This is a genomic window from Gardnerella vaginalis (genome assembly GCF_001546455.1).
GTDB lineage: Bacteria > Actinomycetota > Actinomycetes > Actinomycetales > Bifidobacteriaceae > Bifidobacterium > Bifidobacterium vaginale_B.
Genome location: NZ_KQ956819.1, coordinates 54,423 through 77,844, shown reverse-complemented (window position 1 = coordinate 77,844; position 23,422 = coordinate 54,423). Strand labels below are relative to the sequence as shown.

At 42.7% G+C, this 23,422-nt stretch carries 16 protein-coding genes and 3 tRNA genes; 17 read left to right on the top strand and 2 right to left on the bottom strand.

Annotated elements, in window-relative coordinates; all coding sequences use genetic code 11:
- Positions 1-15 precede the first annotated feature (15 nt).
- The 17 genes from HMPREF3216_RS03635 (at position 16) to HMPREF3216_RS06550 (ending at position 20,958) form a co-directional block, all read left to right on the top strand.
- Entirely contained in the window at positions 16-831 is an 816-nt protein-coding gene (locus HMPREF3216_RS03635) for a TIGR03943 family putative permease subunit (protein WP_060787127.1), read from the top strand.
- Positions 832-930: 99 nt separating this feature from the next.
- Positions 931-2,250: a hemolysin family protein gene (locus tag HMPREF3216_RS03630; RefSeq protein WP_060786977.1), complete on the top strand. Its 1,320-nt coding sequence runs from the start codon at positions 931-933 to the stop codon at positions 2,248-2,250.
- A 16-nt stretch (positions 2,251-2,266) separates the two neighbouring features.
- On the top strand, positions 2,267-2,746 hold the full coding sequence (locus tag HMPREF3216_RS03625) for a Dps family protein (protein WP_060786976.1): 480 nt from the start codon (positions 2,267-2,269) through the stop codon (positions 2,744-2,746).
- A gap of 110 nt (positions 2,747-2,856) precedes the next feature.
- Positions 2,857-2,930, top strand: a tRNA-Ile gene (locus HMPREF3216_RS03620).
- Between the two features lie 28 nt (positions 2,931-2,958).
- Positions 2,959-3,031 (top strand) — tRNA-Ala (locus HMPREF3216_RS03615).
- 744 nt (positions 3,032-3,775) lie between these two features.
- The gene (locus tag HMPREF3216_RS06425; RefSeq protein ID WP_155639676.1) at positions 3,776-3,952 is read left to right on the top strand and encodes a hypothetical protein; all 177 of its coding nucleotides are present in this window, start codon (positions 3,776-3,778) and stop codon (positions 3,950-3,952) included.
- Positions 3,952-5,880: an HsdM family class I SAM-dependent methyltransferase gene (locus HMPREF3216_RS03610; protein ID WP_060786975.1), complete on the top strand. Its 1,929-nt coding sequence runs from the start codon at positions 3,952-3,954 to the stop codon at positions 5,878-5,880. Before HMPREF3216_RS06425 ends, HMPREF3216_RS03610 begins: the two co-directional genes overlap by 1 nt.
- Positions 5,864-6,940 carry a restriction endonuclease subunit S gene (locus tag HMPREF3216_RS03605; RefSeq protein WP_060786974.1) on the top strand — a complete coding sequence of 359 codons (1,077 nt, stop codon included), beginning with the start codon at positions 5,864-5,866 and terminating at the stop codon, positions 6,938-6,940. Before HMPREF3216_RS03610 ends, HMPREF3216_RS03605 begins: the two co-directional genes overlap by 17 nt.
- A 293-nt stretch (positions 6,941-7,233) precedes the next feature.
- Positions 7,234-9,528, top strand: coding sequence for a heavy metal translocating P-type ATPase (locus HMPREF3216_RS03600; protein WP_060786973.1), 2,295 nt, complete (start codon positions 7,234-7,236; stop codon positions 9,526-9,528).
- Between the two features lie 186 nt (positions 9,529-9,714).
- On the top strand, positions 9,715-11,214 hold the full coding sequence (locus tag HMPREF3216_RS03595) for an FAD-dependent oxidoreductase (protein WP_060786972.1): 1,500 nt from the start codon (positions 9,715-9,717) through the stop codon (positions 11,212-11,214).
- 211 nt (positions 11,215-11,425) lie between these two features.
- Positions 11,426-12,529 (top strand): M48 family metalloprotease, encoded by a 1,104-nt coding sequence (locus tag HMPREF3216_RS03590; RefSeq protein WP_060786971.1) that lies wholly within the window; start codon positions 11,426-11,428, stop codon positions 12,527-12,529.
- A 100-nt stretch (positions 12,530-12,629) separates the two neighbouring features.
- Positions 12,630-12,703: transfer RNA gene (locus tag HMPREF3216_RS03585), tRNA-Gly, on the top strand.
- 196 nt (positions 12,704-12,899) lie between these two features.
- A complete protein-coding gene (locus HMPREF3216_RS03580; RefSeq protein ID WP_060786970.1) occupies positions 12,900-13,208 on the top strand; it encodes a hypothetical protein in 309 nt (102 codons plus the stop codon).
- A gap of 81 nt (positions 13,209-13,289) precedes the next feature.
- Complete coding sequence (locus HMPREF3216_RS03575; protein ID WP_060786969.1) at positions 13,290-14,549, top strand: ATP-binding protein; 1,260 nt, start codon at positions 13,290-13,292, stop codon at positions 14,547-14,549.
- Between the two features lie 394 nt (positions 14,550-14,943).
- Positions 14,944-17,688, top strand: a complete 2,745-nt coding sequence (locus HMPREF3216_RS03570) for an exo-alpha-sialidase (protein WP_060786968.1) — start codon at positions 14,944-14,946, stop codon at positions 17,686-17,688.
- 631 nt (positions 17,689-18,319) lie between these two features.
- On the top strand, positions 18,320-19,168 hold the full coding sequence (locus HMPREF3216_RS03565) for a Panacea domain-containing protein (protein WP_060786967.1): 849 nt from the start codon (positions 18,320-18,322) through the stop codon (positions 19,166-19,168).
- Between the two features lie 488 nt (positions 19,169-19,656).
- Complete coding sequence (locus tag HMPREF3216_RS06550) at positions 19,657-20,958, top strand: hypothetical protein (RefSeq protein WP_060786966.1); 1,302 nt, start codon at positions 19,657-19,659, stop codon at positions 20,956-20,958.
- Positions 20,959-21,503: 545 nt separating this feature from the next.
- Here the strand turns inward: HMPREF3216_RS06550 and HMPREF3216_RS03555 are convergent.
- Complete coding sequence (locus HMPREF3216_RS03555; protein ID WP_060786965.1) at positions 21,504-22,754, bottom strand: ATP-binding protein; 1,251 nt, start codon at positions 22,752-22,754, stop codon at positions 21,504-21,506.
- Between the two features lie 182 nt (positions 22,755-22,936).
- Positions 22,937-23,062 (bottom strand): hypothetical protein, encoded by a 126-nt coding sequence (locus tag HMPREF3216_RS06655; protein ID WP_269145775.1) that lies wholly within the window; start codon positions 23,060-23,062, stop codon positions 22,937-22,939.
- Positions 23,063-23,422 lie beyond the last annotated feature (360 nt).

Sequence of the window (23,422 nt, the reverse complement as noted above, 5' to 3'; positions counted from 1 at the left end):
GCTGTGAGTAATGCCGTGATTGATACAAATTCTACAAATTCCGCAAATTCCGCAAAATTGTTTAAAAAAATAACATTTGCAAGCGTTTTGCAAACATTTTTTATTTTTTGCCTTGCTGCCGCTTTAATGCACAGCGCTTTAAGCGGATCTTACGCAATTTTGACTACGCCTCGCGCGTTTGCGTACCTTATTTTTGCTGCGATTTTGCTTTTTGCTCTGGGAATTTGCTCGCTTTTTGGCGTTTTTTCTGTATGTGCAAAAGATTCCAAAAAAATATTGGTTTCAATCGCAGTGCCAATGCTTATTATTTTAATTCCGTTGCAAATGGCACAGTCATCACTAGGCGGCGGTTCTTTAAAATCCGCAGGTTTTGACGAATATGCATCTGGTCGCGCAATACCAATCGCGTCTAATCATAAAAATAATAAAAAAAATTTAAGCGGATTAGATGCGGCGAATAAAAAAATAGTTGTTTCAGACGATGATTTTGGCAATTGGTACAACGAAATTGACCACAACTTTGATAAATACAAAGATTATACGATTGTTGTAAAAGGGTTTATAAGCAAAGAATCTACGCTTTCTAAAAATCAGGTTCGCGTATCTAGGCAGTTTATGTCTTGCTGCATTTTAGACATGAGTCCGTTTGGCTTTGTTGCACAAATGCCTAATAATCTGCAGTTTTCGCAGCATCAGTGGGTTGTTGTTAAAGCCAAAATAGCTCTTGGAAAAGTTGGGCTAAAGGGCTATTTAAGCGATGGAATTGTTCTTAAGGTTCAGTCAGCCAAGATTTTGCATAAAGCGCCATCTGGGTATTTTTATCGAAGTTGATTGCTTGTATTGCTTTATTTGCGCATATTATCTGCATATTAGCAACATTGCTTTTACATGCACTTTTTATATGCGCTAAATTCAACTAAGATAGCAAGTATGTCGTTGGGTTTTAACATTGCACTCATTGTTGTGTTCCTTCTGTTTGGCTCCGTGTTTGCCGCCACCGAACTTGCGCTGGTTAATTTGCGAACATCGCAGCTAGATAGAATGGAAGCGCAGGATGCGCGAGGAGCGCGCGTAGCAAAAATCGCCCGCGATCCAAACACTTTTCTTTCCACTCTTCAAATCGGAGTTACGCTTTCGGGTTTTCTTTCGGCATCTTTTGGTGAATCCGCAATAGCGCCTCATGTTGTGCCATTAGTAAAATCTTGGGGAGTTCCAAATCACGTAGCAGGCCCGCTTACCACTATTGTTTTAACGCTTATAATATCGTATTTTTCAATCGTAATTTCTGAGCTTGTTCCAAAACGAATTGCAATGCAAAGATCGGAGCAAATCGCAAGAGCGGTTGTTCCTGCAGTAGATGTGTTTTCTAAAATATGCAAGCCTCTAATATGGCTAATTGCTAAGAATACCAACGGTTTTGTGCGTCTTCTTGGGTTTGATCCAAACGAAAAAGAAAGCGAAGTTTCCGACGAGGAGTTGCGCGTTTTGGTTAACTCAAATAAAAAACTTAGCCAAGATGAGCGAACGATTTTAGACGATGTTTTCGACGCTTCCGAAACGATTGTTGCCGAAGTTATGCGCCCTCGTGCAGACGTTGAGTTTTTAGATGGCTCATTAAGCTTAGAAGATGCTGCTGCAAAGATTCGCGATCTTCCTTATTCTAGATACCCAGTAACGGGCAAGGATTTTGACGACGTTATTGGATTTGTGCATGTTCGCGATTTGCTAGACGTTAAAGATCCAGATGCAAAAATTGTTGCGGATGTTACTCGAGAAGGAATAAGTCTTCCTGGAACTTCTAAACTGCTTCCAAGCTTAGAGCTGCTTAGAAAACGCGGAATACATCTTGCTGTTGTTATTGACGAGTATGGCGGCACAGATGGCATTGTAACGCTTGAAGACATGACCGAGGAATTGGTTGGAGATATTCGAGACGAGTACGATTTGCCAGATGAGTCTGATTTAAGCCGAGATAGCAAGTCTACGGCGTTTGTAAACGGAGTGGCCACTGTTGACGGTGGAATGACGATTGAAGACTTTGCAGACGTTACTGGAATTGAGCTGGAAGATGGACCTTACGAAACCGTTGCAGGGTATTTTCTTGCCCGCACGGGTTCAATGGGCAAAGTTGGCGCTGTTTTGCACGATGCGGATGGCTACGATATGACCGTTACAGAGGTAGATGGCCGCAGAATTGCTACGATTGAAGTTAGAAAAACAGAGCAGAGCGAAGATTTGAATAAAAATTGAACAAATGGAGGATATTATGACTTTGATGCATATTGTGCCAGGTCTAGATGAAGAAGCAAGCGAGAAAGCTATTGCGATTTTACAGAATCGTTTAAGCCATGAGCAAGAAGCTGCTTTAGTCTTAAAGCATGCGCACTGGAATGTTACTGGCCCAGATTTTATTGCAGTTCACGAAATGCTTGACCCGCAGGTTGCAGAAGTTTTAGCTCAAGCCGATGAAACAGCTGAGCGAATTGCAACGCTTGGAGGCTCGCCATTGGGTCGCGCAGACGATGTTGTTGCATCTCGCACATGGAAGCGTTTTGCTCTTAGTGGTAGAAAGTCTACTAAAGAGTATTTGCAGGCCTTGATTGAGTATTACAACGATATGATTGCAGACGATAGAAATGCTATTGCACAGCTTGATAATCTTGATATTGTTAGCTCAAACATTATTCAAGATCATGTTCAGCAGCTTGAAAAGTTCCAGTGGTTTATGCGAAGCCATTTAGAGTAATTTTGTAGAGTAATTTTGTAGAATAATTTTGCGACACGCTTAGATTTGCTATTTGACATTTTCTGCGTCTGTGCTAATCTAACTACTTGTATGTTTTCAACATACAAGTTGGGCCCGTAGCTCAGGTGGTTAGAGCGCATCCCTGATAAGGATGAGGTCGGAGGTTCAAGTCCTCCCGGGCCCACGATAGAATGAACATCATTCTTTCGAATGGGGCTATGGCGCAGCTGGTAGCGCATCTGCTTTGCAAGCAGAGGGTCAGGAGTTCGAGTCTCCTTAGCTCCACAAACAGGCTTCTAGCAAATCGCTAGAAGCCTTTTTCATGCCGAAAACCCTTGATATATCGGGTTAGTGTTGTAGGCCAAAAAGTGTGTAAGACTAAGCTGATGAATATTCTGTGGCATAATCACAATCCAAACACCGTTACTAATTCAGTCAACGAGCTGAGAAAGCAACGGTCATGAGACACTCGCGCAGAACGCTAACTGCGCATAAGAATACCCACATTCGATATACTACGAGCCTTACTGCTATAAGGGTTATGAGCTTATTTTTTACACACTTTTTGTCCGGGTGGCGAATGTGCAGAAAGCAGATTCGATTACCGCAAAACGCTTGTATTGCAATGCGTGAGACATGATTTTTTACACACTTTTTGGCCTATAACCCCGATTACCCCTCTTACCTGCGCTATGCGATTTTTTCTTATAGGGATTTAGAAAAATGCTGTGCCAGCTGTGTCATGAATCCAGGCGTACAGGTCTATTTCCTTGTTGTGGAAGACTGCTTCATTGGTGTACTCTACTGGACGGTTTGCAATCTCATTGGCGAGAATCACCATCCTGCCTGATTTGATAGGTCTTCGGAAGTTTCGATGTAATCGTTGGAATCCATGTGAATCCTCCTTTGTCTCGTGCAATCTCGACAGTCTTCAGACGGTCTTGCTTGATACGAAAAGGTCGATTTATCTGGTAAAATGTTGTACAATAATACGTAATTACGTGAATACGTGTTACAGAAGAGCTTGATATGAACAAAAAAGACGAAAAGAAGCTCTCAGGAGATGTCAGGCGAACGAAGTTGACGCTCTCCGTGACGGCAGAGGATAAGAAGAGATTGAAAATCATTGCAGCCAAGAGGGAGAAATCTATCTCAGCGATGCTGTGTGAGTTGATTGAGAAAAATGCAGAGGAGGCTGAGGAATAATGGCAAAGAAGGAAGTAAAGACCGACCTTTGGGTTGCAAAGCAGCTTGATGAGTGCGGTATCAAGTTCGACGCTCAGGGCAGCAATACGAAGGAGATTGACGACGCGCTAAAGACTGCGTCGAAGCGAGGAACAGGCAAGGCAGGATATCCCGAGTATGTCGCCGTTATCGGCGATTTTGTTCTTGTTATCGAGGATAAGGCGACGATTGATAAACATGTCAATCTAACTGATAAGGGCGTAATCGATACGGAAGTTAAGTCAGTGACCGATTATGCGGTCAACGGTGCTTACTTTTATGGGAAGCATATCGCCCAGAATTGCTCTTTCAAGAAGGTGTTTGCTGTTGGTGTGTCCGGTGATGAGAAGCATCACAAGATTACGCCGCTTTGGGTCGATGATCGTGAGAGCTACAAGCTGTTACCTGATATTGAATCGTTCGTCTGGTTCTCTCAGAGTAACATCAACGAGTACTACACGAGGTATGTTCTGGAAGAGGCTACCGATGTTGAAAAGACAACGGAACAGATTCTCAAGGACGCTGCTGAGCTTCACGAATATCTGCGTAGTTACGGAACTCTGAAAGACCAAGACAAGCCATTGGTTGTTGCTGGTATTCTACTCGCGCTTGATGAAATTGAATTTGGTGGTTTCAGCATCGATTCGCTGACAGGAGACCAGATTGCGGGTAACCGCGATGGCGATAAGCTGATGAATGCCATCAAGACGCGCCTAACTCGCTCCAATGTGGGGCCAGATGCGAAGAAAGATAAGCTTATGGCTGAGTTTGCTATTTTGCAGACCAGCTTTAGATTGAATGAGGTAAACGACACACTGGGCAAGACGCCGCTCAAGTTTTACACGGAGTTCCTATATGAGCACGTGTTCAAGAACATCAAGTATAAGAAGACCTCCGAGGATTTCATCGGGCGCTTCTATGGCGAGTTCATGAGCTATTCTGGCGGAGACGGGCAGACGCTGGGCATTATCCTGACACCTCGTCACATCACTGACCTTATGTGTGATTTGGTGGATATACAGCCTGACGACGTGGTGCTTGACCCTACGTGCGGCACGGCAGGGTTTTTGATTTCTGCCATGCACAAGATGCTTTCCATGGCGGACAATGACCAGCAGAGAAAGAACATCAAGAAGAAGCAGCTGCACGGCTTCGAGCTTCAGAGCAACATGTTTGCCGTTGCTGCTGCGAACATGATTCTGCGCCGTGATGGCAACAGCAATCTCGAATGCAGTGACTTTCTGGTCAAGAACCCGGCACAGGTGCTGACGAAGGGGGCTACGGTTGGTCTGATGAATCCTCCGTACTCACAGGGCACCAAGGCTGACCCGAGCCAGTACGAGCTGTCGTTTATAGAGCACATGCTGGATTCTCTGACGTTCGATGCGCGGGCTGCGGTCATCGTTCCTCAGTCGTCCATGACTGGTAAGTCAAAGGTAGAGCAGGCGTTCAAAGACGCCATCATGAAGCACCATACGCTTGAAGGCGTCATCACCTGCAACACGGACACGTTCTACGGCGTGGGCACGAACCCGGTCATCGCTGTGTTCACGGCGCATGAGCCGCATCCGAAGGACAAGGTATGCAAATTCATTGATTTCAGGGACGACGGTTACGAGGTGAGAGCACACGTCGGACTGGTCGAGGGTGATTCCGCCAAAGACAAGCGACAGCATCTATTGGACGTGTGGTTTGGGCGTGTAGAGGCACCGTCCAAGTTCTGCGTCGAGTCTACGGTAGAGGCAGGTGACGAGTGGCTGCATAGTTTTTACTACTTCAATGACGAGATTCCGTCCGATGCGGACTTCGAGAAGTCCATCGGCGATTACCTGACGTTCGAGTTCTCCATGGTCATGCAGAACCGCGAGTATCTGTTCGAGGGAGGTGCTGACGATGGAAAGATTGAGTGAGAAGGAATGGGGCGAGTTTTACATTGGAGACCTGTTTTCAGTGAGCCGTCCCAAGGTAAGAAATAAGGATGATTATGCCTACGGCGATGTTCCATTTGTAGCATCAGGCGCTGCCAACAACGGCGTGATGAAATGTTGCAAAGGGAAAGAGAATGAGGTATTGGATGCGGGCAACTGTCTGACGGTGAGCCCTGTGGATGGAAGCACTTTTTATCAGCCGATGGATTTTCTCGGACGAGGAGGTGCAGGGTCATCAATTCTGATGCTGCGTAGCGATTCAATTCAGTCCGATTTTGGGCAGTTTATTGCACGGGCAGTGCAACAGACTTGCTCAAAGTATTCATACGGTCACATGGGAAACAAAGATGGCATCAAGCGGGAGCGGGTAATGCTCCCTGTCGATAACAAGGGCAAGCCTGATTATGCCTACATGACGCTTTACTCCACTGAAGTGAAGTGGGGTATGCTCATGAGGTATAAGAATTTCATCGCTGGACGGCTCTCACAGTTGGAACACAAGGACATTCCGGCTCTTGGCGAGAAGGAATGGGGGGAGTTTGTTCTCGGTGACATTTTCACTGTTGATGCAGGAAAACGACTTGAGACTCGCAATAAGGTTGAAGGAAACCGTCCGTTTATTGGCGCTACAGACAATGGTAACGGGGTCACAGGCTTTGTTGGCAATGATAATACGTCAAAGGATAGCAACGTTCTTGGCGTTAATTACAACGGCGCTCCGTGCATTGCCTTTTATCATCCGTATGAGTGCATTTTCACGGATGATGTAAAGCGTCTCCACCTGAAGAATCAGGAAGACAATAAGTTCGTTTTGCTTTTCTTTACGTCAATTTTTGCCATGCAGCGTGTGAAATATAGCTATGGCTACAAGTTCAAAGAAAAGCGAATGCACAGGCAAAAGCTTATGCTCCCTGTTACTGATGGGGGCAAGCCTGATTACGAGTACATGGAGCAGTATGCGAAGAACATGATGCTGCGCAAGTACGAGCAGTATCTGGCATTCATTGACCGCCAAAGCTCAGCTGAGGAGGTGAATGTATAGGTGGCAAAGACTGAATTTGTCCAGAACGACAACAACCTAGCCGTTGCCTACTACCGCTACTCCTCGCACTATCGTTTTTTGCGCTGTTTGTTGGGTTCGCGTGCGCTTTGTTATATGAGAACGCTTCTCATCAATGGTTGTTGTTAATATATTCATTAACAAATAAACATAAGTATCTTTACGCCGTGTATTGAGTTTGCTGTTATAAATAGCTGCTCAGTGGGTTAACAAGGCGTGAAATCGTGTGTTAGCAGCGTTTATCGCAGTTAGCCTGATCAGCGTAAGGAAAGTGTATGCGTAAACTTTTAGCGTATTGCCGTCGTGCTCCTCAATTAGTAATAGTTTTAGTTTTGTTTCCGTTTATTGCGGCGTTTTATTCTAGAAATCTGACTTTTATACTCGATTTTTGCAAAGCTATAAGCAAGACGTTTACTTTCTTATTTTCGTTAATAAACGTTGATTTTAATGTGCAAATAAGCCTTACAATCGGGCAAAGTATAATAACATGTTTAGTTTTATACACATGTGTTAAGTCGCTTTTAAGTATGATTGATGATTTAATGCATGGCACGCTTGGAATTGACTTGCTTGCGTTTGTTGCATTGCTTGCAACGCTTTGTATAGGCGAATTTTGGGCAAGTTATTTGATTGTTGTAATGGTGTTTACAGGCGGAGCAATCGAAGACTTTGCGCAAGATGCAGCGCAGAAAAATCTGTCGCTTTTAGTAAATGCGTCTCCTCAAACCGCGCATTTAATGACACTTCCTGGAATAGTGTGCGGTGAATCTTGTGAGCAATGTGCGCTTCTTGATCATAGTCATTTTAGAAAAGTAAGCGATGAATCTTCGCTAGACGTATCGCAGGAATATTCTCAAGATTTTGCAAATTGTGAATCATGTGAAAAATGCCACAATAAGTCTAAAGAATGCCCAATATTGCAAGCTGCAAAGTCTTCTAGCCAATTGCAAAGATACAAAACCGTTCCAGTTGAAAATCTAAAAATCGGCAACGTTATAGTTGTTCTTCCAGGCGAAACGGTTCCTGTAGACGGTGAGCTTTTAAGCGGTTCTGCTGTTCTAGACACAAGCGCAATAAATGGCGAGTCGCTTCCGCGTGAAGTGTTTGCTGGCGCGCAAGTGTTGTCTGGATGCGTAAATGGCGGCGTTGTGTTGATTATGCGAGTAACGAAGCTATCGGAGAATTCGCAATATCAAAAAATCATGAAGTTGGTGGAATCTGCAAGAAGTTCCAAGGCGGCTGTAGTTAGATTTGCAGATATGCTTTCCGTTCCTTTTACTGTGGTTTCGTTTGTGATTGCGGGAGTCGCTTGGGCTGCATCTGGGCAAGCATTAAGATTTGCGCAAGTTTTGGTGCTAGCTACGCCTTGCCCGCTTTTGATAGCGGTGCCAGTGGCGTTTATGGCAGGAACAGGAAGACTTGCAAAGCTTGGAATTGTTGTAAAAAGTCAGGATGTTTTAGAGCAGCTAAGCCGAGTAACCCACGTATTTTTCGATAAAACAGGAACGCTTACAGTTAAGCGGCCTCAGGTTATTAGAGTGGATTTGGCGGACTGTAAAGATGACGTAGAGCAGGGGAGCCAGGGGAATCAAGTAAATCAGGAAAATCAAGAAAAGCGCGATTTGCAAAATAGAATCCTAATGTTTGCAGGCGTTTTGGAAACCTACTCGCAGCACATTCTTGCAGGAGGAATTGCAAAAGCTGGAGCAGATCTTTGGCAAAACACGCATCCATCCGCTGTTCCGCAACTTCCAAGCGTTCGCGAATATCCAGTTATAAGCGGTGTTAAAGAAACTGCTGGGCAAGGTATATGCGGTGTTGTGGATGGCGTAAACGTTAGAGTTGGGCGAAAAAGCTACGTTTTGAATGCGCCAGCTGGCAATCCTGAAGGAAAGTCGCAGGCTTTTGAAGAGCTTGCTGCCGACGAAATGGCAACATATGTTTCTTTTGATGGCAAACTTGTTGGGCGCATTGTTCTAAAAGATGTTCCGCGCGAAAACGCAAAATTGACGATTCAAAAGTTAAAGGAACTTGGTGTGCGCTCAATAAGCATGCTCACGGGAGACGGCTTGCAGGCTGCTCAAACAATAGCAAAAAGCGTTGGAATTGAGCGTGTGTATGCCAATTTGCTGCCGCAAGACAAGTTGGAACATGTAAAAAAGCATTATAAGAGTGAGTTTGCTAATAAGAGTGATTTTGCTAATAAAAATAAGCAAAATCAGTGCGTAACCATGATGATTGGAGACGGTGTGAACGATGCTCCTGTTTTGGCTGCAGCAAGCATTGGCGTGGCTTTGACGGATGGCACAGATACGGCAGCTTCGGAGTGCGCGCAAGTTGTGGTTATGAACAACAACATTTATGCAGTAGCAAACGCTGTTAGTGTTGCAAAGCATACTAAACGCGTTATGGTTCAGGCGGTTATGCTAGGAATTGGTTTGGCTGTTATAAGCATGATTGCAGCGGCTTTTGGGCTGATTCCTGCGGTTCTTGGAGCCATGATGCAAGAGATGATTGATGTTGTGTCAATTTTGTGGGCGCTAACAGCGTTGAAAGGCAAGCGCGCGTAAGTGACAATATTCACTTTGGTCTTTTCTTGAATGAGTCAAGGCGCTAGTCTAAATAGTGGAGCATTCAAAGAGGCGATTATTTAAATCTTCAAAAAGATTGGGCTTAGGGATGCTTGAAACACTAAAAATGTAATGTTTTAAATAACAACATTTGAATACACATTTGAATAACGCATGGGAAAATTTATGGAAACAAATTACAATGCGGATTCGCCCGAATTGCGAATCGCAGTTATTGGTGCGGGGCCTGCAGGGATTTACTCGTCCGACATTTTTTTGCGTCAGCTTAAAAAACTAGGCGACGATATGGGCTTGGGTACGGCCGCTAGAATCGATTTATTTGAAAAGCTGCCAGTGCCATTTGGCCTGGTTCGATACGGAGTTGCTCCAGACCATCCGAGTATAAAATTCATTGCAGATGCTTTGGCTAAAACGCTTGATAATCCAGATATTCACCTGTATGCAAACGTTGAATTTGGCAAGGATATTACGCTGGAAGATTTGCTTCCACGCTACGACGCAATTTTGTTTGCCACGGGTGCCATAGAAGATAAGCCACTTAACATTCCAGGCGCCTCGCTGCGTGGCGTGTATGGAGCTGCAAAGTTTGTGGAATGGTACGACGGGTACCCTACCGCTGAGCGCGAGTGGCTGCTTGATGCAAGCGAAGTTGCTGTTATTGGCGGCGGAAACGTGGCAATGGATGTTGCGCGTGAGCTTTTGCGAGACGCGGATTATCTTAGAGAGCACACAGATATTTCTGACAATGTTTACAACGGTTTGCTTAAAAATCGCGCGCAAACATTGCACTTGTTTATTCGCCGAGGAGTTGCCCAAGCTAAGTTTTCGGTACAAGAATTGCGCGAGATGGAAAAGCTTTCTGGCGTGCAAATAGTTGTAAACGAGAACGATTTTGACTTGGACGACGAAACTATTGATGTTGCTGGAAAAGACAAGCTGACTCGCCAAATGGTAGAAGAGCTTTTTGCTATACGCGATTTAAGCGAAGATATGCAAGACGGCGGAAACGTTGACTTTGAAGGCAATCCTGCAAATAAGCGTTACGTTATTCACTTTAACGCAAATCCAGTTGAGATTTTAGGCAAAGACGGTCAGGTTGTTGCAATTCGCGTAGAGCGCACTGTTACAAGCGCAGATGGCAAAATGACCTGCACGGGCGAGTTTGAAGAATACCCAGTTCAGGCGGTTTATCATGCGATTGGATATAAGCCTGCGCAAGTTAGCGGCGTTGCTTACGATTCTTCTAACGCACTTCTTGCAAACAGCGATGGTAGGATTTTAACTTCGGCGCAAAATGGGGTTGTTTGCCCACGATTGTACGCAACTGGATGGGCTAAGCGAGGTCCTGTTGGCTTGATTGGCTCTACAAAGTCGGACGCTTTGCAAATCGTTGAAAATATGCTGGAAGACTTAGCAAAAAGCTCGGCCAAAGAATATGAAACCGCACTTCCTGCACTTCCTGCACTTCCCGGCAGATTGGCAACAGATAGAGATCCTAAGTCTATTGAAAATCTTCTTGCATCTAGAGGAGTCAAAGTGGTTGATTTTGAAGGATGGAAGAGAATCGACGCTTTTGAGATTGAATTAGGACTAGCGGAAAATCGCGCTCGCAAAAAAGTTGTATCTAAACAAATGCTTATGGATATAGCGGAAGTTAAACAATAGCTTATATTGAGTGAACGCATCGATTAGTAAACATTGATTAGTAAACGTTGGTTAGTGGCCATTAAACTGTAGCAAAATTGCTCCAAATTGCGCAGAAAATGGCCACTTTTCAACATTTATTCACCTGCTTTAAGCGTGTTAAATCATAAACATACTAAATATACAGTTTTCATTCAGCAAAATTACAGTTGCGATTATTAAAATCAAAAATATGTTTGGCAATATAAAGATGCGCTATTGCAACAACTTGAAAACATTGGCATTGTTTTCGTTAATATGGCTGTTTGTTGCTTTAATGTGGATTGTTGCTGGGTCGCGCCTATCAATGTTGATTTGGTTTGCAATCGTTGCAACAGTCTTAAGCGTGTGTGCCTATTGGCTTTCTGGAAAATTAGCGATTCGTATTATTGGCGCTAGCGAAGTCAGCGAGAATGATGAGCCTGTTTTATACGGTATTGTTCGCGAGATTTCCGCGCAAATCGAAAAGCCTATGCCTCATCTTTATGTTGCTCCAACAGATAGTCCAAATATTTTTGCGATTGGTAGAAGCGAGCGTCACGCAACTATTTGCTGCACTCGTGGGCTTTTAAACATTTTAAACGAACGTGAATTACGCGGCGTGGTAAGCCACGAGCTGATTCACGTTTATAACCACGATATTTTGAATTCCACGGTTGCTAGCGCGATTGCAACGATTTTTACATACACCGGGTATACGCTTATGTATTCAGGCGCTAAGTGTGCAAAATCAGCTAAAACGCGCTGCCCAGCTCTAAGGATTGTGGGCAAGGCTTTAAGTGCCATTTTTGCGCCCGTTGGTTCTCTTTTTGTTGATATTGCAATTTCTAGCGCGCGTGAGCTGGACGCAGATCGAAGTGCAGGAATGCTTACTGGCGATCCTGCGGCTTTAGCTTCCGCATTAAACAAGATTGCCTACGGTGCCAAGCTGCATGAAATGGATTTGCATTCGGGAGTGCAAGCTATTGCTTCCCTTATGATTGTAAATCCGTTTGCAAACTACGATTCTAAGCTTTTAAAGCTGTTTTCTAGGCAGCCTGCTGTTAAGGAGAGAGTCGATTGCCTAACGCTTATGGCTAAGGGGCAAGACGTTATACAAGAGGATGTTGTACAAGAAGTGATGCGTAAATCTACGCAAGGCAAGGCTGAGCGTGCAGATGAGAGCATTGAGTTAGATGGAAACAATGTGTTTCGCTTTCAGTACGGCAGAGAGTATGGCAAGGAATACAACAGAGAATACAGCAAAGAATACAGCAAAGGCGTTTCGGGCAGAGTTGTAGCAGTTAGCGGAGCGTGATATTCTTAGATGGTTTGCTTTTTAGATTGATTCTTTGGCATTTATTTGCTTGTTTGTAGGCAGATTATTGGGCAGGATTAATCGCGGAGCAACCGAGCATGCGGACATAGTTCATCGGTAGAATGGAAGCTTCCCAAGCTTCAGAGGCGGGTTCGATTCCCGTTGTCCGCTCCACGTAGAAAACGTTGATATATTAACGTTTGTGGCTTATTTTTATGTCTTAAAAATAGTCTAAATGTGAAAATAATGTGTAAAATTCTGTGATTTTTTTTTAATATTGACACGAAAATCTTAGCTAAATTAAAATCGTATTAAATCCGCTATGGCAGAGGATTTGATTGGTTGTTATTTGATTGGTTAGGAGGTTTTTATGTTAGATATGTTGTTTGCACTTGTTGCTGTTGTATCAATGTTAATAGGCTTGGTTTTGTCTGTAATGCTTTGGGTTAAAAGCAACAAATCAGTTAAAGAATTGTATAAAGACGCGTACTCATATGCAATTATTGATGTTGTATTAGGCGTATTGTCTTGGGCAACTTATGCTGCGACTATCAATTCCGTAGATGTTGATGTGCGTGAGTTTTACACAAATTATTTTACGGCGCCATTGATTGTTCTTGCTGTTCTTGTTGTAAGTATTGCTGCTATAACTTTTGCTAAGTCTAGAAAAATCGCATAAATCGTATTTTTTGTACATTGCGTGTACAAAAAATTGTACATTGGATGTACAAAAAATACGTTTTTGTGTATACTTGTCTTCATGAGCGCATATTTTCCTAGACCAATTGCTGATTCCATCCTTCAATCAAAACGAAAAGTCGTGATTCTTGAAGGCGCAAGGGCTGTGGGAAAAACTATGATGTCAAAGCGTCAGCTTGTGTCTAAAGGATTCTCATACGTGAGCCTTGCGGATGAAAATACATTTGCGCTCGCATCAACAGATTTATATGGTTGGCTAAAAAATCTTAGTACTCCAGTTGTTATTGACGAAGCGCAAAGACTGCCAAATTTGCCTCTTGCAATAAAAGAAATAGTTGATAATTCAACGGAAAACAATCTTCAATATGTTTTAACAGGTAGTGCACTTATAAATCGCAATGGACTAGATGGTCAAGATCCTCTTGCTAGACGCGCTCAGCACTTTACAATGAGTCCTTTTACTCAGTGTGAAATTACTCAAAATAGTAGAAATATTGTAGATAGTCTTATAGAAGGTAATCCAAATCTTAAATATGAAAAAGAATTAAACAGAGAAGAAGTATATAAGATGATTGCGGCTGGCGGTTTTCCAGAATATCAGCAATCATATGATTCTTACGAGGCTTGGGAGCAAGAAAAGCTTGTTTCAAACGATATTCTTGCAGTGTTGGGAGATACCATTCTTCCAGGAGAACGATTAGACAGAAGCATGGCTGTTGGCATACTTAATAAGTTGCTATGTGCTCCTGGCGGGATTCTTAATACGAGTTCAATAGGTCAAGATCTTGCTTTAGATAGGCGAACCATTGAGCGTTACGTTAGCGTATTCTTGCGTAGATTCTTAATAAATGCGCTCCCGAATATAAAAACTGCGCCCAATCGCCAGACTTTCACTAGAGCCAAAATACATCCGGTTGATACGTCTTTAAGCATTCAAACAATGATTAGTAAGGGTCATAATCCTTTGGAAGATCCCGTTATGTATGGGAATCTGTTAGAAAGTTTTGTTGTAAATCAGATTATGCCTGCTGTGCAATGGTCTAAAACGCATCCAGATTGCTTCTACTGGCGTGAAACTGGTAGCAGTCCTAAAGAAGTTGATCTTGTGCTAAGCTTCCGTGGAAATCTGGTTGGCGTGGAAGTAAAAAGCTCTAGCATGGTGAATCGTGACGATTTTAAGGGACTTGTAGCTCTTTCGCAAAAATCTGAATTTAAGCGCGGATATGTTGTTTATATGGGTCAAAAAATTATGCAGTGGGCGGATAGTTTGTGGGCAATACCGTTAAGCGCGCTGTGGGAGCGCAACGCATTTGAGTTATAGGCCAAGCAGAATCTGTGGGCAATTTGGAGCTGCGGTCAACTTGAAGCTGCGCTAAATATTGGGATATTTTTGTTTGGAATGATTTTGCAGGTAAAGGATAGCTCAGATTCGATACTCTATGAGCCTTACTGCCATAAGGTCTATGCGCGATTTTTTACACAGTTTTTGCCTATAATCTTCTTATCTGTTGGCATATTTTGCAAAAATATGCTATATTTCTAAAAAAATGTGAATATTTTCGTGAAAATTTATCAAAAAAGCGTTAATATTACGAATTAGTCCATCAGACATCATATCATCTGATGTAATGATTCCTACATTGGTGTAGGTATTGTTCATGATTTTCACAATGCTGTGGAATTTATGTAAAACAATTACAAAAATAGGAGTGCGTATGCGTAGAAGTGTCATAGAAGATGCAAAGCGCGTTGTTGGTACTGTTGTTGGAATTACTCTTGCAATAGGCTTATGCTCTGGTGTGGCTAATGCTACTTCAGAAAAATCTAGTAAACCCAATAGTTCAGTTTTGCAAATATCGCTTAAAAGAACTGATAGCCTTAAAGATAATGTTCAAATAAATAGCAGGCTAACATATACGGTTACATATACAAATAAGGGTTCGCAACCAATAACTGCGTATCCGTATGAAAGTAATATTTCCGATATTAGAGTTGGGGATTCAAGAAATTGCCGCTGGGCAAATCTTAAGCCAGGTGAAACTCAGCAGTGCGGCTTTGGGTATCATGTTGTAACCGAAGAGGATGCCAAAGCGGGTAAATTCACGCCTAAAACAGTTTGGAAAGCTTCAAAAGATAGGGACGGTAACCAAGTAATCGAAAATAACATTGTTGTTGAAGACAAGCCTGTTACTGGTATAAAGAATACAGAATTTGACTCATCTTTGGGCCTTAAAACGGTAAAGCTTACAAACAGAACCAATAGCGTTTGCTACAGGATTCCAGCAATAACACAGACTGCAAATGGTTGGATTTTAGCAGCATACGATAAGAGACCTGGTAATTGCTCTGATGCACCTATGCCAAACTCCATTGTTCAGCGAATTTCAAAAGATGGTGGTAAAACGTTTGAAGCTGAAACTGTTGTTAAGCAAGGGCATGATGGCAATGAAAATACTAGATGGGGATATTCGGATCCGTCTTATGTGTTAGACCGTGAAACTAATGAAATCTTCCTGTTCTCTGTAAAGTCTTACAGAAACGGCTGGGCTTGGTCCAGCGCTGGAGTAGACCCAGAAAACAGGAACGTTTTACACGCTTCAGTTACTAGCTCCAAGGACAATGGCGTCACTTGGAGCACTCCAAAAATCATTACTAAAGATGTGACTGCAGACGTGGGGCATTGGAGCTCTAGGTTTGCGGCATCTGGTCACGGAATTCAGCTTCGCTACGGCAAGCATAAGGGTCGTTTGTTGCAGCAGTATACAATAAACAACTCGGGACATATTCAAGCAGTAACGGTTTACTCCGACGATCACGGTAAGACTTGGAAAGTTGGCAAGCCTGTTGGGTTTAGAAGTGAAAAATCACATATGGACGAAAACAAGGTTGTAGAACTTTCTGACGGACGAGTTATGTTGAATTCTAGACCTCAGAATTTTAGGCATCGTCTTGTTGCAATATCAAATGATGGCGGCGAAACTTATGGCGAAGTAAAAGAAGAGATGCAGCTTCCAGACCCTGCAAACAATGCTCAGATAACTAGGGCATATCCAGATGCGCCTATGGGGTCTCCAGAAGCCAAGGTTCTTGTGTACTCTTCCTCTTCGGCGCATGGGCGTAATGACGGCTTAATTCGCGTATCGTTTGATGATGGTGCAACTTGGGATACAGGCAAATTGTTTAAGTCTGGCTCTATGGCTTATTCTTGCATTGAAGTTTTGAACAAGCAGCACGGTGGCGGATTTGGTCTTTTATATGAGGGCGATAATAGCAATATTATTTACACTCATATATCTGAAGATTGGCTTGGATATACTCCTGTAACGGCAGACAATAGCGTTATTGACGTTCCGCAAAATGCCAAAAATATTGAAGTTAAGATTAAGAATCTTGGAAGCCATGATTATTCCGACTTAAAGCTTTCTATGAAGGATTTAGGTAAACAATCTGAATCAAATAAAGATTGGAAGATTCAAGATAAGACTGGTATTTCTGTAAAGCCTTTTGCTAACGCAAATGTAAAACTAGGTATTACAATGCCTAAGGATGTTAAAGAAGGAACAACCGTTTCGATTCCAGTGCGATTTGCGTCTGCAAAATATGCAGTGGGAGACTCTTTGCCAGGAATTCAGTCTGTGATTAATATTCGCGTTGTAAAGGCAGTGGAAAGCTATAGTGTTGTGCCTTCTGCTCCTTCCGTTGATGTAAAACCTTCTGTGGATACTCCTTCTGCAGAAAAGCCTTCGCAAAATCCGCCATCGGAAGCAATTACACCTACCGAACCTGCGGAAAATCCAACGCCTGCAAGACAGCAAGCACCACAGGTTAGTAATCAATCAAGGAATGAAGCTAAGACTCAGAAAGCTGATGAGCAAAAGTCTGAGCAAAAGTCTGAGCAAAAGAAAGAGGATTCTAAGGCAAAAGACGATGTTGCCCCAGCTCCTCCAGCCAGCGTTGATCAGTTGGATAAATCTCTAAAGGGAGCTATTACCGTTGGAAACAATAATCAGATTGTTGCTGGTGAGCCTGTAAAGATTTCTGGAAAGATTTCCAACAAGGAATTTGCGCAACAGCTGCAAAAGAACGGTTCGGCAAAAGCTTACGCGTTTATATATTCCACGCCTAAAGCCTTAAAGGATGCCGATGGCAATTCGTTTATAACGGTTCGTGGATCTGCAGACAATGCACAATTCTCTGTTGATATTCCAGACGGATATTCTGGAAAGCACACAATCGTGCTTGTAAACGAGAAAGGCGAACAGCTTGCCTGGAATGAGGTAACAGTTAGCGCCAATCCAGTTGCAGACAAGAAGGATAGTCGCAGTGAAAAATCGGATTCAAACCGTAATGCATTTAGCAAAGTTTCAACGGGAAGTTCAATGTTGATTGTTCTTGCGGTTGTAATGCTTCTTGGTACTGCTGGATTCTTTGCAAAGGCAATGCGCAATAAGATTGCATAACCAATATTGCTAACTCTAAATTTTTGTAGTTAGTTATATACGTAAAGCGCTGATTCATTTAGATTGTGATTAACAAGTTTTTGTTAAATTAGATTCTATTGAATTAGCGCTTTACTGTTTTGTTTTTATGTGCAGAAAACAGATTCGATTGCTGCAAAATGCTTGTATTGCAATGCGTGATGCGTGAACGGTTTACCGAGAATGTTGCTAAAAACTGCAAAATTAACAACAAAAGGGCGCGACGACCTGCCTGAGCTTGCTCAAGTTGAAAGCACAGTGCGCTTTGACTGAGCTTGAAATTGCATAACGCATTTCAAGCTCCTTCAAAGCGTGATTTGGCTCAAGCATAAAGTCCAGTGGACTTTATGTGCCAAATCAGCCGAGCGGCTACTAATAGCCGCGAGGAATGGAACGCAAGCGAAGATATGAGAGCGACATGCCCCGTTTTCCATGCGACACGCCGTTGAATTTGTGTTGTATGTGAATCGTATGCTAGCGTTTTCGCTAACTTAAAACCAGTATCGTCTAATAGTAGAAGAATCTAACTGTTAGTAAGTCTAACTTTTAGGGGTTGTTGGTTTATTAAGTGTCCGTGTCTTTTCAATGGTGAAAGGGTGAAAGGAAGAGAGTTATGTCTACAGTTAAGCGTGTTGCGTATGCGATTTTGCAGCATTACGGCGCGATGAGTCACGAGCGTCTGGAATTGTTCACCTATTATAGTTACGCGCATTATTTGTCTTCAACTAATCTCAACTTGTTTTCTAATGGTTTTCAGGCTTGGAAGAATGGGCCGGTGTGTTTGGAATTGTTTAACTCGTGTTTGTTTAGTTTGGATTTGGTTTGCGCGCAGAATATTATTTTAAGCCCGTGTGAGTTTAGTAAAACGTTTGAGTGTTCTATGCTTCGTGAGATTTATAGCGTGTGTGATGTGTTGGATAATTTTAGTACTGCAAGTCTTGGCGTGCGTGTTAGGAGTGAGCTTCCTTGGGTTGATGCTAGAAAGGGTGTTGGTAGGGATTGTGCTTGTGATGTTGAGATTTCGCATAAGCTTATTCATGATTATTATGCGAAGCATCCTGTGGTTAATGTGAGTGAAGTGGTGTTGCATAGTAATCGTAGTGAGAATGGTATACGCGTGTTAAAGGGCGTGCGGCTTAAGAGTCTTAAGAATGCGGAGGATGAGCGGCGTAGGGCTTTGGATGAGGCTTATGCTATGAGTAATATCAGCCAGCATGCCAGGCTTGTTGAAGAGAATATTCTTAATAGTATTAGTAGACTACGTGAGTTTAATAATTTGGAGGATGATTCTAGTAGGAGTAGGGCGCGTTTAATAGCTAGGCGATTTAGTAGGCAGATATGCGAGTGTGAGAGGCAGGCCGTTAGGCGTGAAAATCTTCAAAAGAACTTGGATCTTTTAAAAAAGCAAACCAACGCTGATGCTAAAGACGCTGACGATGCTGATGCTAAGCCGAACGCGTAGATTTTCCCGACTTTGTTGCTCAAAACAGCACGTTTGACTACAAACTCGGGAAAAGTTGACGCATTTTGTACCAAATTTGGCCTAAATCACGTACAAAAAGCGGAAAATTGTTTGCGCGCTACGCTATAAGCGAAAAGGCAGGTCGTCGCGTGCGACACACCCGAAAAGTCTTTCCTTAAAAAAACCTGGGAAAATTCTTTAAAAACCTTGAAATGCGTATTTTTACGGTTTAAGTATTGCTTATCCACAAATTTTACGGTGAATGTGGCGTTTAGTGTGGATTATTCTGTGTATAACATTATTTTTTTCGGTTTAGCATGTGTGGTTGGGACTTGACTTTTTTAAACGGGGGGGGGTATGTTAATAGCAACATCGCTTGGTGGATAACCATGTTGGTGGAAACATGCGAACGCATGTTTTAGTTTTTCCCCACTGTTGGCGCGGATTTGCGCGGCGGCTAGTGGGGGAGAAGAAGAAAGGAAATTAAAATGATGAATAAGAAGGCTATCGCCGCTTTCGCTGCTGGCGCAACTTTGCTTGCCGGCTTCGCAATGGCAACCCCAGCATTCGCTAAGGATGAGTGCAAACCAGCTGATGCTGGAACGATTGCTAAGCTTACGCGTGAGTTCAATGCTGCTCAGCGTGGTGTAACTACTGCTGAGAATGATCTTGGTCAGGCTCAGGATACCTATGCTGCAGATCTTGAAGCTTACAATGCTAAGAAGGCTGTTGCAGATAAGTATAATAATGCTAAGCAGGCTTACAAGGATGCTAAGGCCGCTGAAGATGGTAAGACTGGTGCAGATTTAGTTGATGCTCAGGCCAAGACAGCACATGCGAAGGAAGATTTCGTTAAGATTGCTAAGGATGCTAAGAAGTTCAAGAGTGGAGATGCTACTCCATTCTCTAATGCTGGTGAAGATCCAGCTACTGCAGCTGACTTGACTGTTACTGTAGTGAAGAAGGATGGTATCCATACTGCTGAGAATAAGCTTTCTGATGCTAAGGATAAGTTGCAGGAAGCTAAGGAAGCTCTTGCTAAGGCTGAGTGCAAGGATGCTCCTAAGAAGGATCCAGATCATAAGGATAAGGATCATGATCAGGATCCAACTCCAGTTCCAACCGACAAGGCTGGTTATGTTGCTTTGTTGTATGGTTTGCAGTCCAAGCTGAATGATGCTGAAGGCAACATGAATGCTAAGCATGATGCTTATAGCAAGCTTTTTGCTAAGCTTTCTTCTGTTAAGGCTGTGATGGATGCTGCTAAGGCTGATTGGGATGCTGCTGATCAGGCTGTTCAGGATGCTGTGGCTGCTAACATGGATACTTCTAATCCTTCTGCTTTCAAGGATTTGACTGAGCGTGCTGCTCGTGCTAAGGCTCATTATCTTGGTGCTTTGAAGGATTACAAAGAGGTTAAGGCTGAGTTTGATAAGGCTTATGTTGAGGCTGTTAAGGCTAATGCTGCTTACAATGCTGCTTTGACTGCTTACAAGAAGGCTATGAATGATGCTTTGGCTGCTGGTTTGAAGATTCCTGCTGATCTTCCAGTTTTGACTGATCCTTTGGCAGAGCTTAACTTGCCTGTTCCTGCTGGTGTTCCAACTCCTACTGTTCCTGGTCAGCCAGGTAAGCCAGGTCAGCCAGGCAAGCCAGGCAAGCCTGAAGTTGAGAAGAAGAAGAATGATGGCAAGAAGTTGCCAGGCACTGGTGTTGGTGTGACTTTGACTGCTTTGGCTGCAACCATGCTTGCTGGTATGGGTGCTGCTGTTCGCAAGGCTCGTCACTAAGCACTATGCGCGCACTCGTGTGTTTTAGAGCGCGAGTGCGCGTTATTTAAGATTTGCGCTTAACGACTAGTGTGGTGTTTTGTAGGGAAACGCCAGTCTGGTTTTGCCTTTGATTCTTGTGTTTTTATTTTGATTCTGGTTTGCTATTATTTTCTTTTCTTCCCGGGATTGAAGTAAAGGCTTACGGGGGTTTTGGGTGTTGAGCGTGTTGCTTTCGGTTTTGAATGCTACTAGGGGCTTTTAAAACCGAAAGCTTTTTTGTTTTTCCCGAAAATGTTGTTCAAATCAGTGTGTTGAGCTACAAACTCGGGAAAAGTTGACGCATTTTGTACCAAATTTGGCCTAAATCACGTACAAAAAGCGGAAAAGATTGACGCACTTTGTACCATATTTAACCTAAATCACGTACAAAAAGCGGAAAAGATTGACGCATTTTGTACCAAATTTGGCCTAAATCACGTACAAAAAGCGGAAAATTGTTTGCGCGCTACGCTCTAAGTGCTCAGGCAGGTCGTTGCGATCATTTATTAAGACTTTCAGGATTTTTAAGACTTTTCAATTAGCCAATCAACCACATACTTCACATTAATGCCGTCTATTAAATCAACTCCCGCATATCTGCCTGTAATAAGGAATTTTGCGTAGTTATCGCGTAATTTAAGCAAATTATCGGTTTCATGCGTATTTTCTGGCAATTGCTGAGTAACTTGATAATATTCAACCAAATCGCCCTTGCGTGCAATAAAATCTACTTCACTGCCATCAGCTCGAGCAACATCAACGTCATACCCTCGTCTTAGCAGCTCTAAAAACACAATATTTTCTAGGCGATTGCCCATATTTCCAAGCCGATGGCTAACAGCCTGATTTCTTAAGCCGCTGTCAACAATAAAATACTTTGCATTCTGCCTTAAGTATGCTTTACCGCGAATATCGTACGGTCGAACTTCAAAGAACAAATAAGCATTTTGCAAAAGCTCTAAATATCTAGAAATAGTGTGATTCGAAACTTCTATCTTCTCGTTTTTTAAAAGACTCGTAACCTTAGAAGCGTTAACAAGCTGGCCAACATTATCAGCCAAAAATGCGACTATTCTTTTAAGCGTAAAACTATCTTTTATTTGAGCGCGAGCAGCAATATCGTTAAGAATAATGGAATCGTATATTCCAGAAAGAATAGTGTATTTAAGCGGCTCGTCCGCAAGAACAACACTAGGAAATCCGCCATATTGTTCGTATTCTTTATACGCCAAATCTACTTTTCTAGAATTAACGTCGATTTGCTTTGCTCCCAAAAATTCCTTGAAAGAGAACGGATACACTGGTATTTCAACGTACCTTCCACTTAAGTTAGTGGCAAGCTCGCCAGAAAGAAGTTTTGCGTTAGATCCTGTTATAACAATATCGCAATTAAAACTAACTCTAAGTGCGTTAATGGCTTTTTGCCAACCATCTACAAACTGTATTTCGTCTATTAAAATATAAGTTTTTTGTTGATTTACGGTTGTTTGCTGACTTTTGTTCGGATTTATGCCACTGTTCGAATTTTCACCACTGTGCATTTTTGAATAGATAATATCCATAAGATTGGAATCTGTAAGAACATTGCGATATTCAAAGCTTTCAAGATTTATGTATATTATGTGCGATTCTGGAACTCCAAGCTTGCTCAAAGAATCCATGTATTGTTGAAGAATCACAGATTTTCCGCAGCGTCGCACGCCTGTTATTACTTTTACAAAATCAGTGTCTTTAAAAGCAAGAAGCTTATTAAGATATTCAGTTCTTGAATACATACGTTTGCCTTTCGCAAGTTGGAAGTCTACTTCCAAGTTTAGTGCAAAATGGCAAAAGTTGGAAGTCTACTTCCAAATTCCGCAAAACTAGCTCATGCTTGGAAGCCTATTTCCAGTCACTCTCAATAACGCCGTGAGTATAGTGCTCTGTAACGCGCGAGCGATTTTCCCGAGAATGTTGCTCAAAACTGCAAAATTAACAACAAAATCGGTAAGTTTTTCCCGACTTTGTAGCTCAAATCGGCGTGTTGAGCAAGCTCCAGACAGAATTGCATATTATTGCGCTTTGCGCCAGCGCAATCTGCCATCGTTTACACCTTCTTTGCAAACCATCAGAGATTCTTTTATCGTCACTCCTTGTTGACCAGAAGTAGAGCAGAAGCTTCCAGGATGTACTAAAGGAAGCTGCTGTGGTTGCTGCTGCTGCTGCGGAGTAGGTTGTGGTTGCTGGCACGAATAATCGCAAGCAACCATTCGGATAAGTGTATAAGTATTATATTTATATTGTTGTCTGTGTAAATTTGCCCTAGTATAAATAGCCTAAAATGGCGTATTTCTGCGCGTGTTGGGATTGTATCTGGATTTGTATAATATACTATGTATTGTTTATTTATACACGCGCGAGTTCGCGCAGCACAACGTTGATTCGCGCAGCACAACGTTGATTC

What these genes read in the sequence shown, in the direction of transcription:
- HMPREF3216_RS03630 (WP_060786977.1), top strand. Translation starts at nt 931, where the DNA reads ATGTCGTTGGGTTTTAACATTGCACTCATTGTTGTGTTCCTTCTGTTT.
- HMPREF3216_RS03625 (WP_060786976.1), top strand. Translation starts at nt 2,267, where the DNA reads ATGACTTTGATGCATATTGTGCCAGGTCTAGATGAAGAAGCAAGCGAG.
- HMPREF3216_RS06425 (WP_155639676.1), top strand. Translation starts at nt 3,776, where the DNA reads ATGAACAAAAAAGACGAAAAGAAGCTCTCAGGAGATGTCAGGCGAACG.
- HMPREF3216_RS03610 (WP_060786975.1), top strand. Translation starts at nt 3,952, where the DNA reads ATGGCAAAGAAGGAAGTAAAGACCGACCTTTGGGTTGCAAAGCAGCTT.
- HMPREF3216_RS03605 (WP_060786974.1), top strand. Translation starts at nt 5,864, where the DNA reads ATGGAAAGATTGAGTGAGAAGGAATGGGGCGAGTTTTACATTGGAGAC.
- HMPREF3216_RS03600 (WP_060786973.1), top strand. Translation starts at nt 7,234, where the DNA reads ATGCGTAAACTTTTAGCGTATTGCCGTCGTGCTCCTCAATTAGTAATA.
- HMPREF3216_RS03595 (WP_060786972.1), top strand. Translation starts at nt 9,715, where the DNA reads ATGGAAACAAATTACAATGCGGATTCGCCCGAATTGCGAATCGCAGTT.
- HMPREF3216_RS03590 (WP_060786971.1), top strand. Translation starts at nt 11,426, where the DNA reads ATGTTTGGCAATATAAAGATGCGCTATTGCAACAACTTGAAAACATTG.
- HMPREF3216_RS03580 (WP_060786970.1), top strand. Translation starts at nt 12,900, where the DNA reads ATGTTAGATATGTTGTTTGCACTTGTTGCTGTTGTATCAATGTTAATA.
- HMPREF3216_RS03575 (WP_060786969.1), top strand. Translation starts at nt 13,290, where the DNA reads ATGAGCGCATATTTTCCTAGACCAATTGCTGATTCCATCCTTCAATCA.
- HMPREF3216_RS03570 (WP_060786968.1), top strand. Translation starts at nt 14,944, where the DNA reads ATGCGTAGAAGTGTCATAGAAGATGCAAAGCGCGTTGTTGGTACTGTT.
- HMPREF3216_RS03565 (WP_060786967.1), top strand. Translation starts at nt 18,320, where the DNA reads ATGTCTACAGTTAAGCGTGTTGCGTATGCGATTTTGCAGCATTACGGC.
- HMPREF3216_RS06550 (WP_060786966.1), top strand. Translation starts at nt 19,657, where the DNA reads ATGATGAATAAGAAGGCTATCGCCGCTTTCGCTGCTGGCGCAACTTTG.
- HMPREF3216_RS03555 (WP_060786965.1), bottom strand. Translation starts at nt 22,754, where the DNA reads ATGTATTCAAGAACTGAATATCTTAATAAGCTTCTTGCTTTTAAAGAC.
- HMPREF3216_RS06655 (WP_269145775.1), bottom strand. Translation starts at nt 23,062, where the DNA reads ATGGCAGATTGCGCTGGCGCAAAGCGCAATAATATGCAATTCTGTCTG.